Origin of the sequence: Halococcus morrhuae DSM 1307 (assembly GCF_000336695.1) — an archaeon.
In the GTDB taxonomy this organism is placed as follows: domain Archaea; phylum Halobacteriota; class Halobacteria; order Halobacteriales; family Halococcaceae; genus Halococcus; species Halococcus morrhuae.
Genome location: NZ_AOMC01000096.1, coordinates 60,203 through 72,778 on the forward strand (window position 1 = coordinate 60,203; position 12,576 = coordinate 72,778).

A 12,576-nucleotide genomic window follows, 5' to 3' on the forward strand; every position below is an offset into this window, starting at 1 on the left:
CGGGAACCGGCGGCACTCTCACTCCTCGGCGGCGTACTCCCCCGGCGTGTAGGTCGTCAGTTCGAGCGCGTGGATGTCGGTCGTCATGTGGTCGCCGAGGGCGTCGTAGACGCGCTCGTGCTGGTCCAAGACGCTCTCGTCCTCGAAGGCTGGCGCGACGACCACCGCGGCGAGATGGTCGTCCTCGACCCCGCGCGGTCGGGTGACGGTCGCCTCGGCGTTCTCGATGTCGTCCTCGATGAGTCGCTCGACGTCAGCCGTGTCCATACCCGAGAGGAGTGCGGCCGCGGTAAAACCCTCACGTCCAGCGATCGAGTCCCGACTGGACGACGCTCTCCTGAATGCGCTCGAACCCGCGCTCGACCTCGCTTGCGGGGATCTCCCACTCGTCGGTGACGTACGTACGGGCGGCGTCGAGATCCGGCTCGATTGCGGGATCGAAGTCGGTGTCGGTGACGTCCGGGTTCAGAAAGAGCTCGCGGACGAGGTCGGCGTTCTCGATGTAGGCGTCCTCCGCTTCGAGCGCCGCCCAAAGATCACCGTGCTCGCCGACGAGTTTCACCGCCGTCTTCGGCCCGATGCCCGACACGCCGTCGTTGAAGTCCGTCCCGCAGAGAATACCGACGTCGACGAGCTGCTCCCAGGTGAGGTCGTGCTCGTCGAGGGTCGCGTCGAGCGCCATACATTCGGGATCGCCCTTGCTGGTGAGGTCGCGGAGTGTGTGCGGCGCGCCGAACAGCAGGGTGTCGTAGTCCTCGCTGCCGGCGTAATCGACAGTCCCAGTGCGGGCCATGTGGGCGGCCTGCGCCTCGCCCTCGGCCGGTGCTTCCACGATCGGGACGTCGAGGAGGTCGAGGAGTTCGCGCGTCGTCTCGTGGATCGTCGTCGTCAGTCGCTGGGTGCGCGATTCGAGCCGGGCGGCCTCGACGGCGTCGCCCGCCTCGCGCGCTTCCTTGGCCCGCTTTGCGGCTTTCTCCTTTTGCTCGCGTCGCTGCTCGATCTCGTCGGCCTTCAGCTCGGTGACGCCGCCGTCGAAGACCATCACCGGGGTGATGTCGTGCTCGAAGAACTTGGGCAGTCCCTGGACGATGCCGACCAGGTTCGCGACCTCCTCGCCCGCGGCGGTCGTGTAGACCGCGTCGCTGGTCCACTTGACAGTGGTGGTGAGATATCGATAGAGCCAGTTGTGCGCGTCGATCGCCACCGTCGCGCCGGCGAGTTCGGAGAACTCGATCGGCTCGATGGCCGCGAGCTGGCGGAGGTCTGCGTTTCCCATTGCCAGCCGTAGGCGAGAGCAGCGCTTGAATCCCCCGACTACCGACGTTCTCCCAGGACGTGCCAGCGATCACGAAAACCGCTATGCTGCGCTCCGATACCCCGTGACGAACAGAGAGACGATCCACGCGACGGCACCGACGGCGAGAGCGGCCGAACCCACACCCACGAGATAGTTGCCGGACGGCAGCGCTCGTATCGCGATACCGATCGAGACGAGCGCGATGATCCCGAGCAACCCACCGAGCAGCGCGCGACGGAGCGAGCCGAGCAACCCCTCGGTTCCCGACGAATTCGGCGACATTTCGTCTCGTTGTGTGCGGTCGCAACATGTGTCTTTCCCCGCCGATCGGAGAACCCACGCCCGGGTTCGGTTGCAGTTGGCGCGCGCTCGCGCTCGTGTGCGAGCCAAGCGAGGTGCGAACGGAGTGAGCGCCTCGCCAGCGAGCACCGAGCGTGGATCGGCGTGCGAGGGATGAGTGATGCGAACGAAGTGAGCAGAGCGAGTCGGTTGGGGAGGGGGTGGATTGCAATTCTCGTTTGAGCCGGGATTCGTTCGGACGAAGTCGTCACAACTCGTTATGTTTGTAGCACGGTGGTCGCCCTCGATCAGGGACGAACGATTATTCCGGCGCAGCGATTACCGATGGCGGGTCGGCATCGCTCCGTGCTTCTAGGAACCTCTCTTCGCCCTCGGTGAGGTCACGCCCGCGATAGACGTCGAGACCCGACTGGTAGGTCGCCGTCGAGCGATCGCCGGGGCGTTCGAGGACGAGTTCGGCGAGGCCGGTCTCCCGACCGGTGTAGCCGAAGCCGGCCTTGTGGAGCGCTTCGTAGGCGAAGGGGTTGTTGACCGCGATCCGGAGGCGGTCGTAGCCGCGGTCGCGGGCGCGCTCGGCGGTGAACGTCGCGAGGCGCGGACCGAGCCCATCGCGGCGGCGGTCAGCACGCACGGTGATATAGCGAAACCAGAGCGTGTCGGGGTCGGTGCGGTCCTCGTTGAACGCGATCGCCGCGATGATCCCATCGTCCCACTTGCCGTCGGTTTCTTCGCGCGCGTCGCGGACGACGGCCTTGCCGGTCGAGGACATGACGAACTTGCCGGCGTAGGCGAACTCGCGGTAGTCGAGCCGGAGCGTCGGCTCGTCGGCCGGCCAGCCGTCAACCGCGTATTCCATGCCCGGATTCGACGGCGAATCGACATAGGCCCTGCGCCGGACGATTTAAGCGCCGGCCGGTGCGAGAGGGAGCCATGCACGCGCCGGGGGACGTCGCGCTCTTCGAGCGGGTCGCGCGCTACTACGAGCGATTCTCGCCCGCGACCAACGAGCGCGCGCTCCGGGCGGGACTCGCCCTCGCCGACCGTGATATCGACCGGGCCCTCGACGTCGGCGGCGGGACAGGACGTGCGGCACGTGTTCTCGACAGCCCCGAACGGGTCGTCGTCGACGCTGCGGGGGAGATGCTTGCCGAGGCGCGACGGGTCGGGCTCGATTGCGTCCGCGGTGACGGGGCGACGCTGCCGGTCGCCGACGACAGCGTGGATGCGGTCGTCATCGTCGACGCGCTCCACCATATCAGCGACCGGGCCGGTGCGCTCGCCGAGGCCGAACGGGTGCTCCGACCCGGCGGCGTGGTCGTCTGCCGGGAGTTCAACCGTGCGACCGTCCGCGGCCAGGCGCTGGCCGCCGGCGAGCACATCGTCGGGTTCGACTCGGAGTTCTTCACGCCCGAGGAGCTCGCCAGGGCGGTCGAGCGCACGGGACTCGACGCAGCGATTCCGGATCGCGGGTTCGGCTTCACCGTCGCGGGCGTCAAGCGGTGAAAGCGAGCCCTACATACCTCTCGCACCCCGAGGCAGGCGTATGAGCACCGCCGCATCGCTGCGGACGCGTGTCGACGCCTCGCCGCGAACGCTCGCGATCGCTTTCGGCGATATCGCGCTCGTGTTCCTGTTCGTCAGTATCGGCGAGCTCCAGCACGGCTACGACCTCCTCGCCCAACCGGGACGGGTCGTCGGAACCGCGCTCCCCTTCCTCATCGGCTGGGCGATCGCGTCAGTTCTCGCCGGTGTGTACGCGCCACGGATCTACCGATCGCTGCGTAGCGGTGTCGTCCGGACCGCGCTCGCGTGGATCGGCGCGGTGGTCGTCGGACAGGCACTGCGTTCCACGGCGACGTTCCACGGCGACTTCGCGGTGACGTTCATGTTCGTCTCGCTCGGCGTCGGGCTCATGTTGCTGGTCCCGTGGCGGGCCGCTGTCGGCTATCTCAGCCGCTGAGAAGCGTTTCTTCCGTCGGCGATTCGCCATCGTGGGCGGTCTCGTGACCTCATAACTTACAGATGTAGTATTGGTAAATAGCTGCGTTCGTATCTCTCGCTCACACCCCACCTATGGGAAACACTTATGTGGGTCCCTGTCCTACAATGATGTATAATGACTCAGTACTACGATCTCTTGCTCGGGCTCATCCCGCTTGCACTGGGTGGGATCACCGCCGTTCTCGCCGCCGTCGGCGTCTCATTCACGCTCGCGGTGCCGATCGCCGCAAGCGTCGCCGTCGCGCTCATCGGCCACGGCATGTTCGTTCGGGCACCCGGCGCGTCGGCCGCACCGCAGTCCGGTTCACCGGCCGTCAACGCCACCCCCGACAGCCAGATCAACTCCGCCGACTGAACCCGTCTTCTCTCCCGTTCTCACGAGCCACCAGCCATAAGCACTCGCCGCGCGTTGCCGAGATATGGCCGACGACACCGACGGAACCCTGTTTCTGACGAGCGAGGAGTGTGCCGGGCTCGCGACGCCAGCGGAGTACGTCGCCGCGGTGCGCGAGGGCTACCGCCAGCGCGGCGAGGGCGCACCAGCGGCGCTGCGCACGAAGCTCATGAACGAGGAGCCACCGGGGATGTTCACTGGTTACAGCGCCATCCTCCCGGAAACGGGCGCGATGGGTGGCTACATGTACGCGGCGGGGTTCGGCCGGCAGGACGCCCAGTTCGTACTCTCGCTGTTCGACGCGGCATCGGGCGCACTGCTCGCGCTGCTCGACGGTGCGAGCTTCAACCCGTTCAAAACGGGCGCGACCGGCGCGACCGGCGTCGATGCGCTCGCGCGCGAGGACGCCACGACGCTCGCGATCATCGGCAGCGGCGCGCAGGCGCGTGGTCAGCTCCGGGCGACCGCCACGGTCCGCGAGTTCGAGACGGTCAGCATCTACTCGCCGACCACCGACCACCGCGAGTCCTTCGCCGCGTCGATGAACAAGGAACTCTCGGCGAGCGTCGCGGCCGTCGCCTCCAGCGCCGCCGCCGTCGAGGACGCGGACGTGGTCATCACCGCGACGAACAGTTCCGAGCCGGTCTTCGACGGCGACGTGCTCGAAGACGGTGCGCACGTCACCGCGATGGGACAGTACGACGACGTGAAACACGAGCTCGACGCGACGACGATCGAACGCGCGAAGTACGTCCCCGACCTGCGCGAGCGCGTCATGAACGACGCCGGCTCGTTCATCAACGCCGTCGAGGAGGGCGTCGTGAGCGAGGACGACGTCCACGGCGAGCTCGGCGAGGTCGTCGCCGGCGAGGTACCGGGCCGCGAATCGGACGACGAGATCACCGTCTTCGATTCGGGCGGAACCGGCATCGAGACCGTCGCTGCCGCGTACATGCTCTACGAGAAGGCCCGCGAGCAGGATCTGGGTACCGAACTCGAATTCGCCCTGGCGAGCGAGGCACTCACCGGCGAATAGGAAGCGCCCGGTGTGTCCGGGGAAAGAGACTAATCACCGGCGGGAGAGTGGTCGATATGCCAGAGGTTCCGTTCGTGTCGGCAGCAGGACTCGCGGAGGAGATCAGGGCCGGCGAGCGCTCGCCGGTCGCCGTCGTCGACACCTATCTCGATCGTATCGCCGAGCGCAACGACGTGACCAACGCCTACGTCACGGTCATCGAAGAGGATGCCCGCGAGCGCGCCGCGGAGATCGAGGCGGCGATCGACCGCGGCGAGGACCCCGGGCCGCTCGCGGGCGTGCCGATCGCGCTCAAGGATCTGTTCGGGTTCAAGGCGGGCGTGCCGGCGACGATGGGCTCGGCGGCGGTCGGCGAGTTCGTCCCCGACGAGAGCGCGGTCGTCACCGAACGGCTCGAACGCGCCGGGGCGATCGTGCTCGGGACGACGAACGCGCCCGAGTTCGGTCACAAACTCGTCACCGAGAACCCGCTGCACGGCCGGACCGGGACGCCGTTCGACCCCGAGCGCACCTCCGGAGGATCGTCGGGCGGGAGCGCGGCGGCGGTGGCCGACGGGCTGGCGGCGTTCGCACAGGGTTCCGACACTGGCGGGTCGATCCGAATTCCGGCCGCCAACTGCGGAATCTACGGCATCAAACCCTCGTTCGGTCGAGTGCCGAACGCGCTCAGACCGGACGCCTTCAGCATGGCGACGCCGTTTTCGAGCAGCGGCCCGCTCGCGCGCACGGTCGAGGACGCAGCGATCGCACTCGACGTGCTCTCTGGGCCGCATCCGAGCGATCCGTACAGCTTGCCCGCGCCCACGACCGACTACCGCGCGGCCACCGATCGGGCGACTGACGAGCTCTCCGTGGCGTACAGCCCCGATCTCGGACTGTTCGACGTCGCCGAGCGCGTTCGGGAGGAACTAGACGACGCGATGGACGATCTCGTGGGCGTCGTTGGACAGGTTGAGCACGCTGATCCGCCCTACGAAGGTACGCTGTCGGAGCTTAGATACGCGTTCACGCAGCAGACCACGGTGCTGTTCGCCGCGCTCGTCGACGGTCTCGAATCTGATGGGCGGATCGGGGAGGACGACCGCGAGCAACTCATGTCCTCGACGGCAACGTTGGTCTCCATCGGCGAGGATTCGGACGCGCTCGGTTACAAACAGGCCGATCGCCCGCGTACCGCCTTCTACGACGCCGTCGAGTCGGTTTTCGCCGAGCACGATCTACTCGTCAGCGCGACCGCCGCGGTCCCGCCGTTCGAGCACGGCCGCGACGGGCCCAGTGAGATCGACGGCGAGTCGGTCGCCAACCCGGTCGTGGACTGGTGTCTGACGTGGCCGTTCAATCTCACGGGCCACCCGGTCGCGTCGATCCCGGCGGGGTTCGTCGACGGGCTGCCGGTCGGCCTTCAGATCGTTGGTCGCCGCCACGCCGAGGAGACGGTGCTCGCCGCGAGCGCCGCGCTCGAACGGGTGCGTCCCTGGCGGGACGCCTACCCGCCGGACGAGGGAAGTTAGAGATACGGCCCGAGCCCGAGCGCGCGGACGATCGGGATTCCGGAGAGCAGTGCACCGACCAGATAGCCACCGATCGCGCCGCCGTTCAGGAGCGGCAGACCGGCGTGTGCGCGACCCTTCATCACGAGCCAGAGCAGGACGACCAGCCCGCAGACCGTGCCGACCATCGCCGTGAGCGCCGGTAGCGAGAGTGCGAAGCCAGCGAACAGAGGCTTGGCAGGCGAGAAGACGGCGGCGCTCGCGACCAGCACGGCCGGCATCACCGCGTCACCGAGGCCGACGAAGAAGACATCACGATCGTCGGCATCCGGGCGGTCGGCGCTCGTCTCGTCGGTATCGCCGCCGTCAGCCTCGACGGACTCCCGTTCGTCCCCGCCGTCGGTCGCCGGCGCGTCGTCGAGAAACGAGTAGGAGAGCGTGAGCGGGATCACCAGCACGACGGGGAGTTTGAGGTCGAGCACGCCGTCGGCGAGCGCGAGCATGTGCTCGGTGCCGTAGACAGAGATCGCATCGTAGACCGCGAGAACGGCAAGCAGGACGATCGCCGGCAGGAGACCGAAACTGATGCCGAAGATGCCCGCCGCGCCAGCGCCCATGACGACGCCCGCGGCGTCGATGACGTACCACTCGGGATAGAGGAGCAGGGCGAGCGCCAGCACGATCGCAGGGCCGATCGCGAGCGGGTTGATCGCGACACCACCCACGACGATCGAGAGCGGCGGGGCGAGAACCGAGAAGACGTACAGGGAGATGAGTCCACTGGAGAGGATGACGAACCCGCGCAGCAGCCAGTCGAGATCGAACTTGATGACCGCGAGCATCGCCGCCGTCGCGACGAGGATCGCGCCGATGTAGGCGATGCTGTTGGTCGGGTTCGACGGGTTCTCGACGGCGCGATAGCCCGCGCTCTCGAAGGGACCGGCGAGCGCGACCGCGCCCGCCTGGACGAGGAGAAAGATGACGACCGTGGCCCCGCCGGCCGCGATCGCCCGCGTGCGCTGGTGCATACCTCACGAACCCCGGGCGCGACCTTCGGGGTTTCGTTGTGTCGGCGAAGGCGAAGAGTTAGGCGTCGGCAGCCCTCCCATTGTACGAGGGTCGCATGAATCTCCGTTCGTCGCGCCCGGTCGTCGTCCTGCGGGCGATGATCGCCGAAACGACCGAGAACCACCTCACGTTCATGGCGGGGAGCCTCGCCTTCTACGCCTTCCTCTCGCTGATTCCACTCTTCATTCTGGCCTTCATCGCCGCCTCGGTCGTCGGCGGCGAGGCGTTCGCCAGGGAGGTCACGGGGCTGCTCGAATCGACGCTCACCGACAGCGCGCGCGAGGTGCTTTCGGACGTGCTCACCGATCCGTCCGGCCAGACCGGGGCCTCGGCGCTCGGCCTCGTCACGCTGTTGTGGAGCGCGCTCAAACTCTTTCGCGGACTCGACATCGCCTTCGACGCGGTCTACGGGATCGCCGAGGCGAAATCACTTCTCAAACAGCTCCGGGACGCGATCGTCGTGCTCGTCGCGGTCGGGCTGGCGGTCGGCACCGTCGTGCTCGTCGGCGGCGTGCTCGCGGTCGTCCCGATCCTGCCGACCGTCGAGCGGTTCGGCACGCTCCTGTTGATCGTCGGCCTCTCCGTGACCTTCCTGCCGCTCTACTACTTCGTCCCCGACGTCGACGTCTCGGTGCGCGAGGTCATTCCCGGGACCGTCGTCGCCGCGCTCGGCTGGGCGCTCACGGAGTTCGTCTTCCAGTTCTACGTCGCCTACGCGGGCCAGTACGCCGCCTACGGCATCGTCGGCGGCGTCCTGCTGGTGCTCATCTGGCTCTACTACAGCTGTGTCGTCCTCCTGCTCGGCGCGGTCGTCAACGTCGTCCTCGCCGGGCGTTCCGACCACCTCGGCGACGAGGACGAACCGTTCGACGCGCCGCTCGCGTTCGAACCCTCTGGTGAATCCAGCCGCTGGCGCTGGTGAACTCAGTCGCTGTACAGCCGTGCACCGAGCAGCGCCGCCGGCCCGTTCGTCGTATCGACGGAGAGATAGGGCCGCTCGACGGGGCCGAACACGTCGACGACCTGGCCCGCGGTCGAGAGGTCCTGTTCGAGCAGTCGCGTCCCGATGGCGGGATGGTTCTCGTCCGGTACGCGCACGATCGCCATCCCCTGTGCGACGCCGACGACCTCGCCGGCGCGTTTCATTCGCGGAGCGCGCTGACGTAGGCCGCGATCGCCTGGAGCAGATCGGATTTGCCGTCGTCGTCGGCGTCCTGAATGAGCACGCGCCCCCTGGATTCGTACTCGCGCGGATAGGTCTTCTCGCGTTCGATCGCCACGTCGTAGCCGACCTGACCGGCCGCGCTGGCGATCTCGTCGACGGTCGGCTCCGGGACGGCGACGGTGCGGGGGACGCGCCGGCCCTCTTTGCGACTCAGTGACGCATCGAGATAGGCCGGCCAGATGACGTTCTCGACCATGCCCGCCGTTCGCCACCCGGGGAATTAAACCGCTTGCAACCGGACCGCACCGATCGAGTCGCTCGTTACGTCCGCCGGGCGAGCAGTGCCGCGCCGAGCAGCGCGACGATCGCCACCGTCACGCCGAAGCCGGGACCGCTTCCCGAACTCGTCGTGGTGGCGTCCGCGGCGGTGCCGGTCGCGGCGGCGTCGGTCGCATCGACGTCCGCGTCGGTTGCGTCGTCGGCTGCACCACTGCCGTCGGTCGCGGCTGCCGTCGCGCCGTCACCGGCGCTCGTCGCAGCGTCGTCAGCACTCGTCGTCACGGTGCCGCCGTCGGCCGCGATCGGCTGTGCGGTCGTCGCGTTCGCGCTACGGTTCGCCTGTCCGATGGACGTCTCGGAGAGGTTCGCCGACTGAATCGCCTCGGGGTGGAGGTTACGGGCGATCTCGGTCAGCGGAAGGATCACCCGCGGTGCCGGCTCGCTGATGTAGCTGCCGTTCACGACGAGCGTCTGGTTTCGCTGGACCGCGGTCGTCCCGGACCAGGGAGCCTCGTCGGGAACGATCGATCGATCCGACGTGACGATCCACTCGACGTTCTGACTGGCGACGACCTCGGCGCTGATCTTCTGATAGCCCTCGATTCCCTCGCTCGCGGCGAGGTTCTCCGCTCCGCCGGTCGTGAGGACGTCACCGATGAACGTGCCGTTGCCGGGCACGAAACTGCCGGTCTGGAGGTAGAGCGCGCCCGATGCGGACTCGTTACCGACCGCCTGTCGGATCGCGTCGACGCGGGTTTCCATCTCCGAGACGGTGCGCTCGGCCTCGTCACACGCCCCGACGAGCTGGCCCGTCCGGTTCGTCTTCGAGGAGATATCGGCGAACGAGCTCGCGAACTCGAACTTGAAGACGGTCAGCCCGGCACCGCGCAACGTCTCAACCGTCTCGTTCGGGATGGTGTTCGGCGCGAGCACGAGGTCGGGTTCGAGACCCGTGACCTTCTCGACGTTGACGAACTGCTGGCCCGCACCGGAGATGTTCGTCCGGCTCTCGGCCCCGTCGAGATAGCTGGCGTACTTGGAGACGCCGACCACCTTGTCGCGCGCACCGATCTCCCAGAGCGTCTGTGCCGCGCTCGGCTGGAGCGTAACGATCCGTTCGGGCTCCTCGTCGACGGTAACGTCGGTCCCCGTCGCGTCGGTCGCCGTCACCGGGAACGAACAGCTCGCCGTCTGTGCCGGCTGCGATCCCATCGCGGCCGGCGACGCCGCTGCCGGCCCGATGCCGGCAACCATCACCAATACGACCAACACCGCACTCGCTGTCTTCGGAAGCATACACTCCCAGCCTGCGGTGCTATGCAATAAATACTTATCTAACCCAAGCGCAGTTGGGTTCATGGACGGCGAGGGGGCGACGGCCGCGGCACGGTGCACGGCTGTACAGCGACTGAGTTCACCAGCGCCAGCGGCTGGATTCACCAGAGGGNCCCCTCGCTCTCGTTCGCAGTTCCCGAGACCGCTCGGACGATCGTCATGGACCTGCGTCTGCCCCGGATCACACTCGCGGCGGTCGTCGGTTTCGCTCTCGGCGCGTCCGGGACGGTGATGCAGGGGTTTTTCAGAAATCCGATGGCCGATCCCTCGATCATCGGCGTCTCGACGGGGGCGGCGACGGGCGCGGTCGCCTGGATCGTCCTCCCTATCGCCACGCCGTTCGCCCTCGGACTCCAGGGAGCGGCGTTCGCCGGCGCGCTGATCGCCGCCTTCGGGGTGTATCTCATCGCTACCGAGGGTGGACGGACGCCCGTTGCCACCCTCCTGCTCGCCGGCGTCGCGGTACAGACCTTCCTTGGGGCGATCATCTCCTATCTGCTCATCAACGCCGGCGAGAGCCTCGAACGGGTGACCTACTGGCTGATGGGCCACCTCCACAACGCCGGCTGGGACGACGTCATGACTACGCTGCCGGTCGCACTCGTCGTCTTCGCCGTTCTCGTGGCGTACACGCGCGATCTCAACGTGCTCCTGCTCGGCGAGAACGAAGCCCACTCGCTCGGCATCGAGGTCGAGCGCAGCAAGCGCATCCTGCTGGCCCTGTCGAGTGTGCTGACCGCCGGCGCGGTCGCCGTTTCGGGCGTCATCGGCTTCGTCGGGCTCGTCGTTCCCCACGTGATGCGCCTGCTCGTCGGCCCCGATCACCGGATCCTGCTCCCGACGAGCGCGCTTGCAGGGAGCGTCTTCCTCGTCGCCGCGGACACGCTCGCGCGATCCGGCCCCGCCGAACTCCCCGTGGGGATCGTGACGGCAGCGGTCGGCGCGCCGTTCTTCCTCTATCTGCTCCGCCGCCGGGAGGTGCACGCGCTGTGATCGATGTCGAAGAGCTCTCGATTGCCTTCGGCGACGTCCAGGCCCTGTCCGACGTGAACCTCACCGTCGAACGCGGCGAGCTCGTCGGGCTGGTCGGGCCGAACGGCGCGGGCAAGAGCACGCTTCTGGGGACGATCAACGGGCTGCTCGAACCGACAGCGGGCCGCGTCACAGTCGACGGCGACGACGTGACCGAACTCTCGGCGCGTGCGCTCGCTCGCCAAGTGGCGACCGTCCCTCAAGAGACGAGCCTCTCGTTCGCCTTCCCCGTCCGCGACGTGGTGGCGATGGGGCGAACCCCCTACCGCTCGCGGTTCGAGCGTGTCTCACGAACGGACCGCGAACACGCCGACCGGGCGATGAAACGCACCGACGTCGCGCGCTTCGCCGACCGGTCGATCGACGCGGTGAGCGGCGGCGAGCGCCAGCGCGTCGTCGTCGCCCGCGCGCTCTGTCAGGACCCGGATGCCCTCCTGCTCGATGAACCGACTGCCAGCCTCGACATCGATCATCAGGTGCGAATCCTCTCGCTGGCCCGCGAGTTCGTCGCCGAGGGCCGTGCCGCTCTCTGTGCGATCCACGACCTCTCGCTGGCCGCGCGCTTCTGCGACCGGCTCGTGCTCGTCGCCGACGGCCAACTCCTAGCGGCCGGCACGCCCGAGTCGGTGCTCGCCGAGGAGCACGTCGAGCACGCATTCGGGACCGAGGCGACGGTGACGAGCCATCCCGTCACCGGAACGCCCGACGTCACCGTCACGGAAAGACAGTCCGACCGTGACGCACACGTCCACGTTCTGGGCGGTGGTCACACCGCCGCCCGCGCGATCGCCGCGCTCGCGACGGCCGGCTTCTCCATCTCGGCGGGCGTCCTACCGGATGGAGATCGAGCGCTCGACGCCGCCCGTGCACACGACATCGAGACCGTCACGGCAGCGCCGTTCGCGCCGGTCAGTCGTGCCGCTCGCCAAGAGGTCACTGAATCGGTGCGGACCGCCGACTGCGTCGTACTCGCCGGCACGGACGAAACCAATCATGCGCTCGCCGAGCACGCTCGACGGCTGGTCGTCGTCCGAGAAGTTGCTGGCGAGGCAATCGCTGGCGAGCGCACGACGGATATCGAGACCGCACGCGTCACCGATATCGGGGAGTTGGTCGCGGGCGTCGAGGCGCGACTCGATGGCGAGCCGCGACGGCTGGAGACGCCGGCCGACGACTGAC

At 67.9% G+C, this 12,576-nt stretch carries 15 protein-coding genes and 1 pseudogene; 8 read left to right on the top strand and 8 right to left on the bottom strand.

Features of this window, described 5'->3' with window-relative positions; translation table 11 throughout:
- Window positions 1-18: 18 nt before the first annotated feature.
- From C448_RS07280 to C448_RS07295, 4 genes are all read right to left on the bottom strand, one after another.
- Window positions 19-267 (bottom strand): BolA/IbaG family iron-sulfur metabolism protein, encoded by a 249-nt coding sequence (locus tag C448_RS07280; protein ID WP_004053305.1) that lies wholly within the window; start codon window positions 265-267, stop codon window positions 19-21.
- A 31-nt stretch (window positions 268-298) separates the two neighbouring features.
- Window positions 299-1,276 (bottom strand): flap endonuclease-1, encoded by a 978-nt coding sequence (fen, locus tag C448_RS07285; RefSeq protein WP_004053308.1) that lies wholly within the window; start codon window positions 1,274-1,276, stop codon window positions 299-301.
- Between the two features lie 81 nt (window positions 1,277-1,357).
- Window positions 1,358-1,579, bottom strand: coding sequence for a hypothetical protein (locus tag C448_RS07290; protein WP_004053310.1), 222 nt, complete (start codon window positions 1,577-1,579; stop codon window positions 1,358-1,360).
- Between the two features lie 319 nt (window positions 1,580-1,898).
- Complete coding sequence (locus C448_RS07295; RefSeq protein WP_004053312.1) at window positions 1,899-2,453, bottom strand: GNAT family N-acetyltransferase; 555 nt, start codon at window positions 2,451-2,453, stop codon at window positions 1,899-1,901.
- A gap of 74 nt (window positions 2,454-2,527) precedes the next feature.
- Between C448_RS07295 and C448_RS07300 the strand changes: the two genes are divergently transcribed.
- The 5 genes from C448_RS07300 to C448_RS07320 all read left to right on the top strand — a co-directional run bounded on the left by C448_RS07300 (window position 2,528) and on the right by C448_RS07320 (window position 6,539).
- Window positions 2,528-3,100, top strand: a complete 573-nt coding sequence (locus C448_RS07300; protein ID WP_004053313.1) for a class I SAM-dependent methyltransferase — start codon at window positions 2,528-2,530, stop codon at window positions 3,098-3,100.
- 40 nt (window positions 3,101-3,140) lie between these two features.
- Window positions 3,141-3,557: a DUF3054 domain-containing protein gene (locus tag C448_RS07305; RefSeq protein WP_004053315.1), complete on the top strand. Its 417-nt coding sequence runs from the start codon at window positions 3,141-3,143 to the stop codon at window positions 3,555-3,557.
- A 156-nt stretch (window positions 3,558-3,713) separates the two neighbouring features.
- Entirely contained in the window at window positions 3,714-3,953 is a 240-nt protein-coding gene (locus C448_RS07310) for a hypothetical protein (protein ID WP_004053316.1), read from the top strand.
- A gap of 64 nt (window positions 3,954-4,017) precedes the next feature.
- Window positions 4,018-5,028, top strand: coding sequence for an ornithine cyclodeaminase family protein (locus C448_RS07315; protein WP_004053318.1), 1,011 nt, complete (start codon window positions 4,018-4,020; stop codon window positions 5,026-5,028).
- A gap of 56 nt (window positions 5,029-5,084) precedes the next feature.
- A complete protein-coding gene (locus C448_RS07320; protein ID WP_004053320.1) occupies window positions 5,085-6,539 on the top strand; it encodes an amidase in 1,455 nt (484 codons plus the stop codon).
- On the opposite strand, the gene C448_RS07325 is transcribed toward C448_RS07320, so the two are convergent.
- Complete coding sequence (locus C448_RS07325; RefSeq protein ID WP_004053321.1) at window positions 6,536-7,546, bottom strand: presenilin family intramembrane aspartyl protease PSH; 1,011 nt, start codon at window positions 7,544-7,546, stop codon at window positions 6,536-6,538. The genes C448_RS07320 and C448_RS07325 overlap by 4 nt on opposite strands.
- A gap of 95 nt (window positions 7,547-7,641) precedes the next feature.
- Here C448_RS07325 and C448_RS07330 point away from each other — a divergent pair, with 95 nt between their 5' ends.
- On the top strand, window positions 7,642-8,508 hold the full coding sequence (locus tag C448_RS07330; protein WP_004053323.1) for a YihY/virulence factor BrkB family protein: 867 nt from the start codon (window positions 7,642-7,644) through the stop codon (window positions 8,506-8,508).
- Window positions 8,509-8,510: 2 nt separating this feature from the next.
- Here C448_RS07330 and C448_RS07335 read toward each other — a convergent pair whose 3' ends face one another.
- From C448_RS07335 to C448_RS07345, 3 genes are all read right to left on the bottom strand, one after another.
- Entirely contained in the window at window positions 8,511-8,732 is a 222-nt protein-coding gene (locus C448_RS07335; RefSeq protein WP_004053325.1) for an H/ACA ribonucleoprotein complex subunit GAR1, read from the bottom strand.
- A complete protein-coding gene (gene srp19, locus C448_RS07340; protein ID WP_004053327.1) occupies window positions 8,729-9,007 on the bottom strand; it encodes a signal recognition particle subunit SRP19 in 279 nt (92 codons plus the stop codon). Before srp19 ends, C448_RS07335 begins: the two co-directional genes overlap by 4 nt.
- 65 nt (window positions 9,008-9,072) lie before the next feature.
- Complete coding sequence (locus C448_RS07345; RefSeq protein ID WP_239640544.1) at window positions 9,073-10,326, bottom strand: PGF-CTERM-anchored ABC transporter substrate-binding protein; 1,254 nt, start codon at window positions 10,324-10,326, stop codon at window positions 9,073-9,075.
- A 61-nt stretch (window positions 10,327-10,387) separates the two neighbouring features.
- On the opposite strand from C448_RS07345, the pseudogene btuC reads away from it, so the two are divergent.
- Window positions 10,388-11,358: pseudogene (gene btuC, locus C448_RS07350) on the top strand (vitamin B12 ABC transporter permease BtuC).
- Window positions 11,355-12,575, top strand: coding sequence for a heme ABC transporter ATP-binding protein (locus C448_RS07355; protein ID WP_004053333.1), 1,221 nt, complete (start codon window positions 11,355-11,357; stop codon window positions 12,573-12,575). The pseudogene btuC and the gene C448_RS07355 overlap by 4 nt, the downstream one beginning before the upstream one ends.
- Window position 12,576: the final 1 nt, after the last annotated feature.

What these genes read in the sequence shown, in the direction of transcription:
- C448_RS07335 (WP_004053325.1), bottom strand. Translation starts at nt 8,732, where the DNA reads ATGAAACGCGCCGGCGAGGTCGTCGGCGTCGCACAGGGGATGGCGATC.
- fen (WP_004053308.1), bottom strand. Translation starts at nt 1,276, where the DNA reads ATGGGAAACGCAGACCTCCGCCAGCTCGCGGCCATCGAGCCGATCGAG.
- C448_RS07320 (WP_004053320.1), top strand. Translation starts at nt 5,085, where the DNA reads ATGCCAGAGGTTCCGTTCGTGTCGGCAGCAGGACTCGCGGAGGAGATC.
- C448_RS07345 (WP_239640544.1), bottom strand. Translation starts at nt 10,326, where the DNA reads ATGCTTCCGAAGACAGCGAGTGCGGTGTTGGTCGTATTGGTGATGGTT.
- C448_RS07315 (WP_004053318.1), top strand. Translation starts at nt 4,018, where the DNA reads ATGGCCGACGACACCGACGGAACCCTGTTTCTGACGAGCGAGGAGTGT.
- srp19 (WP_004053327.1), bottom strand. Translation starts at nt 9,007, where the DNA reads ATGGTCGAGAACGTCATCTGGCCGGCCTATCTCGATGCGTCACTGAGT.
- C448_RS07280 (WP_004053305.1), bottom strand. Translation starts at nt 267, where the DNA reads ATGGACACGGCTGACGTCGAGCGACTCATCGAGGACGACATCGAGAAC.
- C448_RS07295 (WP_004053312.1), bottom strand. Translation starts at nt 2,453, where the DNA reads ATGGAATACGCGGTTGACGGCTGGCCGGCCGACGAGCCGACGCTCCGG.
- C448_RS07300 (WP_004053313.1), top strand. Translation starts at nt 2,528, where the DNA reads ATGCACGCGCCGGGGGACGTCGCGCTCTTCGAGCGGGTCGCGCGCTAC.
- C448_RS07325 (WP_004053321.1), bottom strand. Translation starts at nt 7,546, where the DNA reads ATGCACCAGCGCACGCGGGCGATCGCGGCCGGCGGGGCCACGGTCGTC.
- C448_RS07305 (WP_004053315.1), top strand. Translation starts at nt 3,141, where the DNA reads ATGAGCACCGCCGCATCGCTGCGGACGCGTGTCGACGCCTCGCCGCGA.
- C448_RS07330 (WP_004053323.1), top strand. Translation starts at nt 7,642, where the DNA reads ATGAATCTCCGTTCGTCGCGCCCGGTCGTCGTCCTGCGGGCGATGATC.
- C448_RS07290 (WP_004053310.1), bottom strand. Translation starts at nt 1,579, where the DNA reads ATGTCGCCGAATTCGTCGGGAACCGAGGGGTTGCTCGGCTCGCTCCGT.
- C448_RS07310 (WP_004053316.1), top strand. Translation starts at nt 3,714, where the DNA reads ATGACTCAGTACTACGATCTCTTGCTCGGGCTCATCCCGCTTGCACTG.